Origin of the sequence: Pseudomonas nunensis, assembly GCF_024296925.1 — a bacterium.
Taxonomy (GTDB): Bacteria; Pseudomonadota; Gammaproteobacteria; order Pseudomonadales; family Pseudomonadaceae; genus Aquipseudomonas; species Aquipseudomonas nunensis.
In genome coordinates this window covers 6,425,588-6,437,548 of sequence record NZ_CP101125.1, presented here as the reverse complement: position 1 = coordinate 6,437,548, position 11,961 = coordinate 6,425,588, and the positions used below count along the sequence as shown (strand labels likewise).

At 57.8% G+C, this 11,961-nt stretch carries 14 protein-coding genes and 1 pseudogene; 10 read left to right on the top strand and 5 right to left on the bottom strand.

All coding sequences use genetic code 11. The annotated features are described in order from the left end of the window. The first annotated feature begins 2 nt into the window (after nucleotides 1–2). Both NK667_RS28305 and NK667_RS28300 read left to right on the top strand, forming a co-directional pair. Complete coding sequence (locus NK667_RS28305; RefSeq protein WP_054048450.1) at nucleotides 3–575, top strand: hypothetical protein; 573 nt, start codon at nucleotides 3–5, stop codon at nucleotides 573–575. Next, on the top strand, nucleotides 562–945 hold the full coding sequence (locus NK667_RS28300; protein ID WP_054617042.1) for a hypothetical protein: 384 nt from the start codon (nucleotides 562–564) through the stop codon (nucleotides 943–945). The genes NK667_RS28305 and NK667_RS28300 overlap by 14 nt, the downstream gene beginning before the upstream one ends. Nucleotides 946–1,212: 267 nt before the next feature. On the opposite strand, the gene pyrE is transcribed toward NK667_RS28300, so the two are convergent. Then, a complete protein-coding gene (pyrE, locus tag NK667_RS28295; protein WP_054048446.1) occupies nucleotides 1,213–1,857 on the bottom strand; it encodes an orotate phosphoribosyltransferase in 645 nt (214 codons plus the stop codon). 82 nt (nucleotides 1,858–1,939) lie between these two features. Between pyrE and NK667_RS28290 the strand changes: the two genes are divergently transcribed. After that, nucleotides 1,940–2,719 (top strand): exodeoxyribonuclease III, encoded by a 780-nt coding sequence (locus tag NK667_RS28290; RefSeq protein ID WP_003176915.1) that lies wholly within the window; start codon nucleotides 1,940–1,942, stop codon nucleotides 2,717–2,719. 138 nt (nucleotides 2,720–2,857) lie between these two features. On the opposite strand, the gene NK667_RS28285 is transcribed toward NK667_RS28290, so the two are convergent. Next, nucleotides 2,858–3,238 carry a hypothetical protein gene (locus NK667_RS28285; RefSeq protein ID WP_152981138.1) on the bottom strand — a complete coding sequence of 127 codons (381 nt, stop codon included), beginning with the start codon at nucleotides 3,236–3,238 and terminating at the stop codon, nucleotides 2,858–2,860. A gap of 374 nt (nucleotides 3,239–3,612) precedes the next feature. Between NK667_RS28285 and NK667_RS28280 the strand changes: the two are divergent. Continuing rightward, nucleotides 3,613–4,025, top strand: a pseudogene (locus NK667_RS28280) (endonuclease/exonuclease/phosphatase family protein). Between the two features lie 167 nt (nucleotides 4,026–4,192). Here NK667_RS28280 and NK667_RS28275 read toward each other — a convergent pair. Together NK667_RS28275 and rph are read right to left on the bottom strand one after the other, a co-directional pair. Further along, complete coding sequence (locus tag NK667_RS28275) at nucleotides 4,193–4,561, bottom strand: DUF4870 domain-containing protein (protein ID WP_054048444.1); 369 nt, start codon at nucleotides 4,559–4,561, stop codon at nucleotides 4,193–4,195. 30 nt (nucleotides 4,562–4,591) lie between these two features. Continuing rightward, on the bottom strand, nucleotides 4,592–5,314 hold the full coding sequence (rph, locus tag NK667_RS28270) for a ribonuclease PH (RefSeq protein WP_054048442.1): 723 nt from the start codon (nucleotides 5,312–5,314) through the stop codon (nucleotides 4,592–4,594). A gap of 269 nt (nucleotides 5,315–5,583) precedes the next feature. Here rph and NK667_RS28265 point away from each other — a divergent pair, with 269 nt between their 5' ends. From NK667_RS28265 to NK667_RS28240, 6 genes are all read left to right on the top strand, one after another. Next, nucleotides 5,584–6,447 (top strand): YicC/YloC family endoribonuclease, encoded by an 864-nt coding sequence (locus NK667_RS28265; RefSeq protein ID WP_054048440.1) that lies wholly within the window; start codon nucleotides 5,584–5,586, stop codon nucleotides 6,445–6,447. 12 nt (nucleotides 6,448–6,459) lie between these two features. Further along, on the top strand, nucleotides 6,460–7,080 hold the full coding sequence (gene gmk / locus NK667_RS28260) for a guanylate kinase (RefSeq protein ID WP_054048438.1): 621 nt from the start codon (nucleotides 6,460–6,462) through the stop codon (nucleotides 7,078–7,080). Nucleotides 7,081–7,247: 167 nt separating this feature from the next. After that, the gene (gene rpoZ / locus NK667_RS28255) at nucleotides 7,248–7,511 is read left to right on the top strand and encodes a DNA-directed RNA polymerase subunit omega (RefSeq protein ID WP_007894670.1); all 264 of its coding nucleotides are present in this window, start codon (nucleotides 7,248–7,250) and stop codon (nucleotides 7,509–7,511) included. A gap of 57 nt (nucleotides 7,512–7,568) precedes the next feature. Next, nucleotides 7,569–9,674: a bifunctional GTP diphosphokinase/guanosine-3',5'-bis pyrophosphate 3'-pyrophosphohydrolase gene (gene spoT / locus NK667_RS28250; RefSeq protein WP_054617043.1), complete on the top strand. Its 2,106-nt coding sequence runs from the start codon at nucleotides 7,569–7,571 to the stop codon at nucleotides 9,672–9,674. 24 nt (nucleotides 9,675–9,698) lie between these two features. Next, the gene (locus tag NK667_RS28245; protein WP_003229509.1) at nucleotides 9,699–10,079 is read left to right on the top strand and encodes a RidA family protein; all 381 of its coding nucleotides are present in this window, start codon (nucleotides 9,699–9,701) and stop codon (nucleotides 10,077–10,079) included. A gap of 56 nt (nucleotides 10,080–10,135) precedes the next feature. After that, nucleotides 10,136–10,876: a putative periplasmic lipoprotein gene (locus tag NK667_RS28240; protein ID WP_054048434.1), complete on the top strand. Its 741-nt coding sequence runs from the start codon at nucleotides 10,136–10,138 to the stop codon at nucleotides 10,874–10,876. A gap of 140 nt (nucleotides 10,877–11,016) precedes the next feature. Here NK667_RS28240 and NK667_RS28235 read toward each other — a convergent pair whose 3' ends face one another. Further along, nucleotides 11,017–11,874 carry an SDR family oxidoreductase gene (locus NK667_RS28235; RefSeq protein WP_054617044.1) on the bottom strand — a complete coding sequence of 286 codons (858 nt, stop codon included), beginning with the start codon at nucleotides 11,872–11,874 and terminating at the stop codon, nucleotides 11,017–11,019. Between the last annotated feature and the right edge of the window lie 87 nt (nucleotides 11,875–11,961).

Here is an 11,961-nt window from a genome sequence, read left to right as displayed (position 1 = left end):
CCATGCAGATCTCGTTCACGATCGACGCCCAGGCTTTCGAACAGGAGCAAAAGGAGCCGGTCAAGAAAACCCTGAGGATTTCCGACGGCGAAATCGCCCATGCGCTACAGCGTATCGCCAAGGCAAGCCTGACCGAATACCTGAAAATGCTGGTCGAGGGCGGAATGCCCAGCCGGGCGGATGAAGCGAAACAGGATCGCTTGCTGTATCTGATTCAAAACTACTTCGGGCAGACCTTGCCGACCGAATCGCAGATATCGACGATTTTCCAGCTCACCCAAAGCCAAAGTAAAACCCTGCTGAAAAACACGGTTTCACGCTTTCGCAATCAGCTGGACGAGATATTGCAGCACAGCATGCGAGCGGTGATCGCGTCTGCAGAGCACGCGCAGACGGTGTATCTGGTGGTGATCAGCTCCGATGTCATCCGTGATGAGCTGAACATGCTGATCACTCAAAACGAGCCGACCTTCAAACCCATCACCAAGCGCAAAGGCAGCGCCGGGCAGTTCGAGATCAGCGAGGATTCCCATGACTTGCTGTGTGCGACCCTGGGGATCAATGCCGTTCAGTGACATTGTGGCGGTCAGTGGCTTGCTACTGACCCTGACCACTTTCATGTTCAACCTGGCGTGGCCCAGGCTGCATGAAGCGCTGGATCTGGATGAAAAACAGTTAGGGCCGCTGGCGAGGAAACGCAGCAGGACAAAGGTGATGAACGTTTTGTTCGGCTGCGCCCTTCCGCTGACGGTGGCGTTTATGGCGCTGTTTTACGTCAACTTGCCTGCCGCCGTGAGGATCATGAGCACCAGCACACTGGATCTGTGGGACTTCGACGTGGACCGAACGCTTTACGGTTTAGTCGTCGTGGCACTGCTGGTTTTTGCGCTATTCAACCTGGGGTTGGCGCTAAAACTGGTAGGGAAATGGCAAAGACTGCACTAACGACGCAATCCCTGTAGGAGCGAGGCTCGCCCGCGAAAGCGGTGTATCAGTCAACAAGGATGTTGAATGTGATGGCCTCTTCGCGGGCAAGCCTCGCTCCTACAGGTCCGAGGTGTCAGGCACCAGATTGGGCGGGAGACACTTACTTGTGGCGAGGGAGCTTGCGCCCGCTGGTCTGCGCAGCAGACCCAAGTATCTTGTGAGCGCTGCGCACTCAAGCGGGAGCAAGCTCCCTCGCCACACGGGCCCGTCCGACAGGGATGGGTGTTACACGCCGAACTGGGCGCGGTAGGCTTCTACGGCCGGCAAGTGCTGCTTGAGCTGCGGATCGTCTGCCAGGAATTCGAGCACCTGGTTCAGCGAAACAATGCTGATCACCGGGATCCCGAAGTCGCGCTCCACTTCCTGGATCGCCGACAACTCGCCGTTGCCACGCTCCTGACGATTCAAGGCGATCAGCACGCCGGCGGCCTTCGCGCCGTCCTGGGAAGCGATGATCTGCATCACTTCGCGAATCGCGGTGCCGGCGGTGATCACGTCGTCGATGATCAGCACATCGCCGGTCAGCGGTGCGCCAACCAGGCTGCCGCCTTCGCCGTGAGCCTTGGCTTCCTTGCGGTTGAAGCACCATGGCAGGTCACGCTCATGATGTTCAGCCAACGCCACTGCGGTAGTCGCCGCCAACGGGATGCCTTTGTACGCCGGACCAAACAGAACGTCGAAGGAAATGCCGCTTTCGACAATGGCTGCCGCGTAGAAACGACCCAGTTGCGCCAGGGCCGAACCGCTGTTGAACAGGCCGGCATTGAAGAAGTAAGGACTGGTGCGCCCGGACTTCAGGGTGAACTCACCGAAGCGCAAAACGCCGCGATCGATGGCAAAACGAATGAAATCGCGCTGATACGCTTGCATGAAAAAAACCCCAAATACCACGGATTTAGCTAATTAGGTTGACGCCGTGTATCATACACGCACGCGATTTTTGGGGCCATTTATGCGGATCATCAGTGTGAACGTCAATGGTATTCAGGCTGCAGTCGAGCGAGGTTTGCTCAGTTGGCTGCAAGCACAGAATGCCGACGTCATCTGCCTGCAGGACACCCGCGCCTCCGCCTTTGAACTGGACGATCCAGCCTTCCAACTGGATGGCTACTTCCTTTATGCCTGCGATGCCGAAGTTCCCGCCCAAGGTGGTGTGGCTTTGTATTCGCGGCTGCAACCGAAGGCAGTCATCAGCGGTCTCGGTTTCGAGACGGCCGACCGCTACGGGCGCTACCTGCAAGCCGATTTCGATAAGGTCAGCATCGCGACCTTACTGCTCCCTTCGGGGCAGAATGGCGATGAAGACTTGAACCAGAAGTTCAAGCTAATGGACGACTTCGCCCGTTATCTGGATAAACAGCGACGCAAACGTCGCGAGTACATTTATTGTGGCTCGCTGTACGTGGCGCAACAGAAGCTGGATATCAAGAACTGGCGCGACAGCCAGCAATCCCCGGGCTTCCTGGCGCCTGAGCGTGCCTGGATGGACGAGATTGTCGGCAACATGGGTTATGTCGATGCCCTGCGCGAAGTCAGCCGTGAAGGCGACCAGTACAGCTGGTGGCCGGACAACGAACAGGCTGAGATGCTCAACCTGGGCTGGCGTTTCGACTACCAGTTGCTGACCCCGGGCCTGCGCCGCTTTGTACGCAGCGCACGCCTGCCACGTCAGCCACGGTTCTCGCAACACGCACCGCTGATCGTGGACTACGACTGGACGCTGACGATCTGAGTCTTTTCTCTGGCGTTGTTATGACTTTAGGGGAACTTAACGTCACCAACAGACTGAAAATGCCCGCCTCGCAAGAAGCGGGCATTTTTATGCGCGTTATTAAAAATAAAAACCGCCCTGATTTCATATTTGTAACATCTAAAATTTACCGGTCCCCCACCAATCAGTAGAGCCGAACCAACTTCCGCCCTGCCCAGACAAATCCATATTAAATTCCATATCCGTAAAATCAGCAGCGTTTGATTTTGATGTCCGCCTCACGCTCCAACTTTCAAAAAATGGAGCACCATTGCTATAGGGCGCGGTCAAAGACCAGTCATCCGTATTACTTGAAAATACGAGATCCGTACGGTTTTGGCTGTTATAAAAATTAAACCCTCCACTTACCAATTCAACATTATTATTTCTCTTTTGAAACTGCCCAGAAAACCGCCCAGAATTCTCATTCATCGTATCAACTGAGAATAAGAATCCAGAGGGATACGAAAAATAAACGGCTTTCATACTAGAGTTTGACATGTCAGCACCTTCCGCAAATCCGATGGGAAATAAATAGTAGATGGCATGTCAAAAAGCTCATCAACACTCCACCTCACTATCACCATTTAAATATATGGCTTCGCTAGCTGCTTGGTCACCTGTAAGAATTAGCAGTATTTAATATTTTTTCGCGATAACGAGAACCACAACACGCACAAACAGAACCAAGCCAGGGTCTTAAAAGTTTAAAAATATTATGAAAAATTTATATGCCTGATCTTTGATAAATCAGTTGACCTCACTGCAGGAAGGCCACTTGCAACTAGTCAAAGCAGCGTTAAAAATATCTTCAGATTGGATTAGAGCCTGAACCAATTTTGGAAGGAGTTGCGTCTTTTATATAAACTTTCCGCATTACCATTGTGAACACCAATGGTATTCAGGCTGAAGTCGAGCGAGGTTTGCTCTGCTGGCTACAAACATAGAATGCCGACGTGATCTGCCTGCAGGACACCCGCGCCTCCGCCTTTGAACTGGACGATCCAGTCTTCCAACTGGATGGATACTTCCTTTATGCCTGCAAAGCCGAAGTTCCCGCCCAAGGTGGCGTGGCTTTGTAATCGCGGCTGCAACCGAAGCAGTCATCAGCAGTCTCGGTTTCGAGACATCCTACCGCTACGGGCGTTACCTGGTCTTGCGTTTTGACTACCAGTTGCTGACAACAGTTCTGCGCCGCTTTGTACGTAGCGCACGCCTGCCACGTCAGCCACGGTTCTCGCAACACGCACCGCTGATCGTGGACTACGACTGGACGCTGACCATCTAAGCGTCGTTTCGCAGATACAAAAAAGCCGACATCGCTGTCGGCTTTTTTGTGCGCTTCATTCCTGTAGGAGCGAGGCTTGCCCGCGAAGGCGATTTAACACCCAACACGTGTGTTGGATGTGCCGGCCTCTTCGCGGGCAAGCCTCGCTCCTACAGGGGACGCGGTGATTATTTGATCAACCGCCAAGTGAAGGGATAGCGATAAGGCACCCCATCATTGGCCTTGAGCCCGGCAATGATCGACAGCACCATCGCCACGATCAGCACCAACGGCAGCAGCGCAAAACCGATCAACACCAGCATCAGCAGATAACAGATGCCCGAGACCAGGGCCACGGTGATCTGGAAGTTCAACGCTTCTTTACCTTGGGCATCGATGAACGGATCGGTTTCCCGTTTCCACTGCCAGAGAATCAGCGGCCCGACGAGGTGACCGAAGGGCAGCCAGACACCGAGAAACGCCGAGAGATGACAAAACATCGCCCACTGACGAACCTCGGGGCTCGGGGTGGGAAGCAACTGCTGTTCATCACTCATGGCGCTCTCCTTTGCCGGACGTAGAAACGATCAGTCAGCCAGTGCAGCCTTTTGCAGTTCGAAGATCTCGCTCATGCCTTTCTTCGCCAGTTCGAGCATGGCGTTCAGCTCTTCAGGCTGGAACGGGGCGCCTTCGGCAGTGCCCTGGACTTCGATGAAGCCGCCAGTGCTGGTCATCACGACGTTCAGGTCGGTCTCGGCAGCCGAGTCTTCCAGGTAGTCGAGGTCAAGCACAGGCTCGCCCTGGTACATGCCGACCGAAACGGCCGCGATCATTTGCTTGAGCGGGTCGCCGCCTTTCAGGCCGCCGCGCTTCTTGATCACTTTCAAGGCATCGACCAACGCAACCATGGCGCCAGTGATGGAGGCAGTGCGAGTGCCGCCGTCAGCCTGGATCACGTCGCAATCGACGTACAGGGTCACATCGCCCAACTTTGACATGTCCAGCGAGGCGCGCAGGGAACGGCCGATCAGACGCTGGATTTCCAGGGTGCGGCCGCCTTGCTTGCCGCGGCTCGCTTCACGCTGGTTACGCTCGCCGGTGGCACGCGGCAGCATGCCGTATTCAGCGGTCAACCAGCCTTGGCCCTGACCTTTGAGGAAACGTGGCACGCCGTTCTCGACGCTGACGGTGCAGATGACTTTGGTATCACCAAACTCGACCAGCACAGATCCCTCGGCGTGTTTGGTGTAGTTGCGGGTAATGCGGATCGAGCGGAGCTGATCGGCAACGCGACCACTTGGACGTTTCATAGGGAATACCTGTACTGGGGACGGAAAACTGCGGAGCATTATAGAGCCGCCAGCCACGACTGGGCACTTCTAAAAAATCCGGCCGACGGCTGAAGGCGCGCAAAGCACATAACCGACGGCCTGCAGCCCTTTGTCACAGCGTGTGTTTGGGCGCATCCGCCCCACTGCGCTACAATCCTGCGCCTTTGCTGCCAGTCGGCTTACATTCATTGATATCGGGTCCGCGAAGCCCAAGGGTTTCGCGCCGGCCTGCATTGCGAGGTACCTCCATGGTGCACAGCATGACCGCCTTCGCCCGCGTCGAAAAAGCCGGCGCCCAAGGCACCTTGAGCTGGGAGCTGCGCTCGGTCAACAGCCGCTACCTGGAGCCGCACCTGCGCCTGCCGGAATCGTTTCGCGACCTCGAAGGCGCAGTCCGCGAAGCCCTGCGCCAGGGTTTGTCCCGGGGCAAACTGGAATGCACCCTGCGCTTCACCGAAGAAAGCACTGGCAAACCGCTGCAAGTGGACCGCGAGCGCGCCGCGCAACTGGTCGCTGCCGCTGAAACGATCGCCGGCCTGATCAAGAACCCGGCGGCGTTGAACCCGCTGGAAGTGCTGGCCTGGCCCGGTGTGCTGGTGGGCGACGCGACTGACCCGCAAGCCCTGAATGCCGAGGCGCTGGCGCTGTTCACTCAAGGCCTCAAAGAACTGAAGGCAGGCCGCGAGCGCGAAGGCGCGGAGCTGGCACGCCTGATCAATGAGCGCCTGACGTCTATTGAAGAAGACGTCGTGACCCTGCGTGAACTGGTTCCGCAGATGCTCGCCACCCAGCGCCAGAAAGTCCTCGACCGCTTTGCCGACATGAAAGCCGAGATGGACCCGCAGCGCCTGGAACAGGAAATGGTCATGCTCGCGCAAAAGAGCGACGTCGCCGAAGAACTGGATCGCCTGAGCACGCACATCATTGAAGTTCGCCGGGTGCTCAAGTCCGGCGGTGCGGCCGGTCGGCGCCTGGACTTCCTGATGCAGGAGCTCAACCGCGAAGCCAATACACTGGGCTCCAAAGCCTTCGACCCGCGCAGCACCACGGCTGCGGTCAACCTCAAAGTGTTGATCGAGCAGATGCGCGAACAAGTGCAGAATATTGAGTAAGGCAAACCCGACATGACCCATAGCACCGGCACCCTGTACATCATTTCCGCCCCATCGGGCGCGGGCAAGAGCAGCCTGGTCAAGGCCCTGACCGACTCCGACCAGGACATTCGCGTCTCGGTTTCCCACACCACCCGCGCCATGCGCCCCGGTGAAGTGGATGGCGTGAACTATCACTTCGTCTCCCGCGAAGCGTTTGTGAAGATGGGCGAACACGGTGACTTCCTGGAGCGCGCCGAAGTGTTCGGCAATCTCTACGGCACCTCGCAAAGCCACTTGCAGCAGACCCTGGACGCGGGCCACGACCTGATCCTGGAAATCGACTGGCAGGGCGCCGAGCAAGTGCGCAAGTTGATGCCGCAAGCACGCTCGATCTTCATTCTGCCGCCGTCGTTACAGGCCTTGCACCAGCGCCTGACCAATCGCGGCCAGGACAGCGACGAGATCATTGATGGCCGGATGCGTGAAGCCGTCAGCGAGATGAGCCATTACGTCGACTACGACTACCTGATCATCAACGACGATTTCGCCCATGCGCTGCACGATCTGAAGGCGATTTTCCGCGCCAATCAGCTACATCAGAAACGCCAGCAGCAACGTAATGGAAAACTTTTGGCCGAATTGCTCGGCTAAACAGCTCTTCCCAAAACCGCTGCCAGGGCTTTACATTGGCACTTGCAGCGCGTTGAAGGGCTTGGTCAAAAAATCAGCGCTTCCCTAATCGCTGGTGATTTTTTAAACTGTTGAGTCCGCTCGCCCAACCGGGCAGCGCGCATATTGCATTCGCTCCGAGGAATACCATGGCCCGCGTAACCGTTGAAGACTGCCTGAACCACGTGGAAAACCGTTTTGAGCTGGTCATGCTGTCCACCAAACGTGCCCGTCAACTGGCCACCGGCGGCAAAGAGCCACTGGTTCAGTGGGAAAACGACAAGCCTACCGTTGTAGCGCTGCGTGAAATCGCTGAAGGCCTGATGAGCTATGAGTTCATCGCCAATGCTGAAATCGTCGAAGACGAACCGCTGTTCGCAGCGTTCGAGGACGAGTCCAACGAGGCCGTCTAAGCCTATGCCTGGTCGACGTAGCACGGCGCGGGGTCACAGCGAACGGCAGGAGTCATCATGCCGAGCATAGACGCCCTCGCCGATCGCTTATCGGCCTACCTCGGCAAGGACCAGGTCAACCTGGTCCGCCGAGCGTATTTCTACGCCGAACAAGCCCACGACGGCCAACGCCGCCGCAGTGGCGAGGCGTACGTCACGCATCCTCTTGCGGTGGCGAATATTCTTGCCGACATGCATATGGACCATCAGAGTTTGATGGCGGCCATGCTGCATGACGTGATCGAAGACACCGGGATTGCCAAAGAAGCGCTGCAAGCGCAGTTCGGTGAAACCGTGGCCGAACTGGTCGACGGGGTCAGCAAACTGACCCAGATGAACTTCGAGACCAAGGCCGAAGCCCAGGCTGAAAACTTCCAGAAAATGGCCATGGCCATGGCCCGCGACATTCGCGTGATCCTGGTCAAGCTGGCCGACCGCCTGCACAACATGCGCACGCTGGAAGTGCTGTCCGGCGAAAAACGCCGACGCATCGCCAAGGAAACCCTGGAAATCTATGCGCCCATCGCCAATCGGCTGGGCATGCACGCCATCCGCATAGAATTCGAAGACCTCGGCTTCAAGGCCATGCACCCGATGCGTTCCGCGCGGATCAACCAGGCCGTCAAACGCGCCCGGGGCAACCGCAAGGAAATCGTCAACAAGATCGAGGAGTCCCTCAGTCATTGTCTGGCGATTGATGAAATCCAGGGCGAAGTCAGCGGGCGCCAGAAACACCTCTACGGCATCTACAAGAAAATGCGCGGCAAGCGTCGGGCCTTCAACGAGATCATGGACGTCTACGCGTTCCGGATCATCGTCGACAAGGTCGATACCTGCTACCGCGTGCTGGGTGCTGTGCATAATTTGTACAAACCGTTGCCGGGTCGCTTCAAGGATTACATCGCGATCCCCAAGGCCAACGGCTATCAGTCGCTGCACACCACGTTGTTCGGCATGCACGGTGTACCGATCGAGATCCAGATCCGCACCCGTGAAATGGAAGAGATGGCCAACAACGGCATCGCCGCCCATTGGCTGTACAAATCCAGCGGCGACGAGCAACCGAAAGGCACTCATGCCCGTGCCCGCCAGTGGGTCAAAGGCGTGCTGGAAATGCAGCAACGCGCCGGCAACTCGCTGGAATTCATCGAAAGCGTGAAGATCGACCTGTTCCCGGACGAGGTCTACGTGTTCACGCCTAAAGGCCGGATCATGGAGCTGCCCAAAGGCTCCACGGCGGTGGACTTCGCTTACGCGGTGCACACCGACGTCGGCAACAGCTGCATCGCCTGCCGGATCAACCGCCGACTCGCACCGCTGTCCGAACCGCTGCAAAGCGGCTCCACGGTCGAGATCGTCAGCGCCCCCGGCGCGCGGCCAAATCCGGCGTGGCTAAACTTCGTGGTCACCGGCAAGGCGCGGACCCACATCCGCCACGCGCTGAAACTGCAACGCCGTTCCGAATCCATCAGCCTTGGCGAACGCCTGTTGAACAAGGTTCTGAACGGTTTCGACAGCACCCTGGACAAAATCCCGGGCGAGCGCGTCAAGGCGATGCTCACCGAATATCGCCTGGAACTGATCGAAGACCTGCTCGAAGACATCGGTCTGGGCAATCGCATGGCCTATGTGGTCGCCCGCCGCCTGCTGGGCGAAGGCGAACAACTGCCGAGCGCCGAAGGTCCGCTGGCGATTCGCGGCACCGAAGGCCTGGTGCTGAGCTACGCCAAGTGCTGCACGCCGATCCCGGGCGACCCGATTGTCGGTCACCTGTCCGCGGGCAAAGGCATGGTCGTGCACCTGGACAACTGCCGCAACATCAGCGAAATCCGCCACAACCCGGAAAAATGCATCCAGCTCTCGTGGGCCAAGGATGTCACCGGCGAATTCAACGTCGAGCTGCGCGTCGAACTGGAACATCAGCGCGGCTTGATCGCCCTGCTGGCCAGCAGCGTCAACGCGGCCGACGGCAATATCGAAAAAATCAGCATGGACGAACGCGATGGTCGCATCAGCGTGGTCCAACTGGTGGTCAGCGTGCACGACCGTGTGCACCTGGCCCGCGTGATCAAGAAACTGCGCGCCTTGACCGGGGTGATTCGCATCACCCGCATGCGTGCGTAGCCCACCCATTACAAGGAGTCATTCATGACCAAGACAGTTATCACCAGCGACAAGGCCCCGGCCGCCATCGGTACTTATTCCCAGGCGATCAAGGCTGGCAATACCGTTTACATGTCGGGTCAGATTCCCCTGGACCCAAAAACCATGGAACTGGTCGAAGGCTTCGAAGCCCAGACCGTCCAGGTGTTCGAGAACCTGAAAGCCGTGGCCGAAGCTGCCGGCGGCTCGTTCAAGGACATCGTCAAACTGAACATATTCCTCACCGACCTGAGCCACTTCGCCAAGGTCAACGAGATCATGGGCAAATACTTTGACCAGCCCTACCCTGCCCGCGCCGCCATCGGCGTAGCAGCCCTGCCAAAGGGTTCGCAGGTAGAAATGGACGCCATTCTGGTCATCGAGTAATACAACCGGCGCAGCCTCTACAGGCTGCGCCGTTTTCGTTTTGAAAGGATTCCACCATGCGCAAAGCGCTTGCCCTCTCCTTGCTCGCCGTTTTCCTCGGCGGCTGCGCCAGCAATCCTGCCGATCGTGACATCAGCGGCACCTGGATCAACCAGGTGGCCATCGATGCTGCCGCCAAGGGCGGTCCCCTGCGCGAAGCGCTCCAGGCTTACGGTCCGAACCTGGAATGGGACGTCAACACCAAGGCCGGCCAGGCCCGCTACACCAACGGCTTTGAAAATGTCGAAGGCAAGCTGCTGGCCGATGAGTCCGGCGCCTGGAAAGTCGACTTCTATGGCAGCTCCGCCAGCGAGTTGCGACGCGACGGCAAGCAACTCAGCCAGGTCGCGAACGACAACGAACCCGCGCAAGTCTTCGACCGCGCGTTGATTCCGGTCCCGGAAGGCGCGCCGATCGGTGCGAGCTTCGAGCGCGCGCTGTACACGGCTTATATGGGCGGCAGCTGGAAAATCGTCAACGGCCAGGGTGAAGGCGAAACCGTGCAATTCCAGGCGGATGGCCAAGTGGCCGGCCTGCCGGGTGCGGATCGTTATGCGCTGTGTCTCGCGGGCGATTGCGCGTCGATGAGCGGCGGCAATGACAATATGTGGTTGCAACAGAACGGCCAGGGCAACACCTGGATCTTTGCGCGCAAGGGTAAAGAGCTGGAAATCTTCCAGGCTGTGAACACCGCGCAGGCGGATGAAATGCCTTCGTTTACGCCGGGCCAGCGGCAGTGGTTGCTCGAGAAGCAGTGATCTGGCCTCAAGGCTAATACATAACCAATGTGGGAGCGGGCTTGCTCGCGAAGAGGCAGTAACATTCAACATCATCGTTGACTGTTACACCGCTTTCGCGAGCAAGCCCGCTCCCACATTTGGTTTGTGGTGACTAAGGGTCAGCTGCGCCCTTCAAGAATCGCAGCATAGCCTTCGCGATAACTCGGGTACTTCGGCTCCCAGCCCAGCGCTTTCGCCCGCGCATTGCTGCAACGTTTGCTGCCAGTCCTGCGCACACTCTCGTTCTCGGCCCACTCGGTCACGCCCAGATACTCACGCAACCAGCCCACCACGTCAGCCAATGGCGCAGGCGCATCGTCGACACCTATATAGACGTTATCCAGCGCAACCCCTCGCTGATCAGCCTCCAGCAGGTACGCCATCAATCCCGCCGCGTCATCCGAGTGAATGCGGTTGCCGTACAGCGGCGGATCAATTGCCACGCGATAACCGCGCCGAACCTGAGTCAGCAGAAACTCTCGGCCCGGACCGTAGATCCCGGTCAAACGCACGATGCTCGCAGGGATGCCGCTATTCAGGGCAATTTGCTCGGCCTCCAGCATCACTTGCCCGGAATAGCCCGCTGCCACGGTTGGCGAAGTCTCGTCGACCCATTCGCCCTCCTGCTGGCCATAAACACTACTGCTGGACACGAACAGCAGCCGATTCGGCACCTGCCCGTAATCGCCCAGCCATTCCAGCACGTGCTGCAAACCCTGAATGTAAGCGGCGCGGTAACCCGCCTCATCGTGATCAGTGGCCGCCGCGCAATACACCAGGTAGTCCACCGCTCCGATTGGCCAGGTTTCCGGACAGTCTTTATTGAACAAGTCGCCGGCAACGCCAATCACCCCTTCGGGCAGGCGCGAGACGTCACGCCGCAAGCCGTGAACTTCCCAACCCGAAGCCAGTAATTGCGTGGCCAGACGACTGCCGACATCACCGCAGCCGGCGATCAAAACAGATGGCGCAGACATCAGAAAACTCCCTCAGGAAAGGTACAGACTAGCGCCCTTAAAGGACGAGCGGCTAGCAATGGAAGAAAAAAAGAGACTCTATTACTT

Coding starts and splice junctions, on each gene's coding strand:
- NK667_RS28305 (WP_054048450.1), top strand. CDS start 3: ATGCAGATCTCGTTCACGATCGACGCCCAGGCTTTCGAACAGGAGCAA.
- NK667_RS28300 (WP_054617042.1), top strand. CDS start 562: ATGCCGTTCAGTGACATTGTGGCGGTCAGTGGCTTGCTACTGACCCTG.
- pyrE (WP_054048446.1), bottom strand. CDS start 1,857: ATGCAAGCGTATCAGCGCGATTTCATTCGTTTTGCCATCGATCGCGGC.
- NK667_RS28290 (WP_003176915.1), top strand. CDS start 1,940: ATGCGGATCATCAGTGTGAACGTCAATGGTATTCAGGCTGCAGTCGAG.
- NK667_RS28285 (WP_152981138.1), bottom strand. CDS start 3,238: ATGTCAAACTCTAGTATGAAAGCCGTTTATTTTTCGTATCCCTCTGGA.
- NK667_RS28275 (WP_054048444.1), bottom strand. CDS start 4,561: ATGAGTGATGAACAGCAGTTGCTTCCCACCCCGAGCCCCGAGGTTCGT.
- rph (WP_054048442.1), bottom strand. CDS start 5,314: ATGAAACGTCCAAGTGGTCGCGTTGCCGATCAGCTCCGCTCGATCCGC.
- NK667_RS28265 (WP_054048440.1), top strand. CDS start 5,584: ATGGTGCACAGCATGACCGCCTTCGCCCGCGTCGAAAAAGCCGGCGCC.
- gmk (WP_054048438.1), top strand. CDS start 6,460: ATGACCCATAGCACCGGCACCCTGTACATCATTTCCGCCCCATCGGGC.
- rpoZ (WP_007894670.1), top strand. CDS start 7,248: ATGGCCCGCGTAACCGTTGAAGACTGCCTGAACCACGTGGAAAACCGT.
- spoT (WP_054617043.1), top strand. CDS start 7,569: ATGCCGAGCATAGACGCCCTCGCCGATCGCTTATCGGCCTACCTCGGC.
- NK667_RS28245 (WP_003229509.1), top strand. CDS start 9,699: ATGACCAAGACAGTTATCACCAGCGACAAGGCCCCGGCCGCCATCGGT.
- NK667_RS28240 (WP_054048434.1), top strand. CDS start 10,136: ATGCGCAAAGCGCTTGCCCTCTCCTTGCTCGCCGTTTTCCTCGGCGGC.
- NK667_RS28235 (WP_054617044.1), bottom strand. CDS start 11,874: ATGTCTGCGCCATCTGTTTTGATCGCCGGCTGCGGTGATGTCGGCAGT.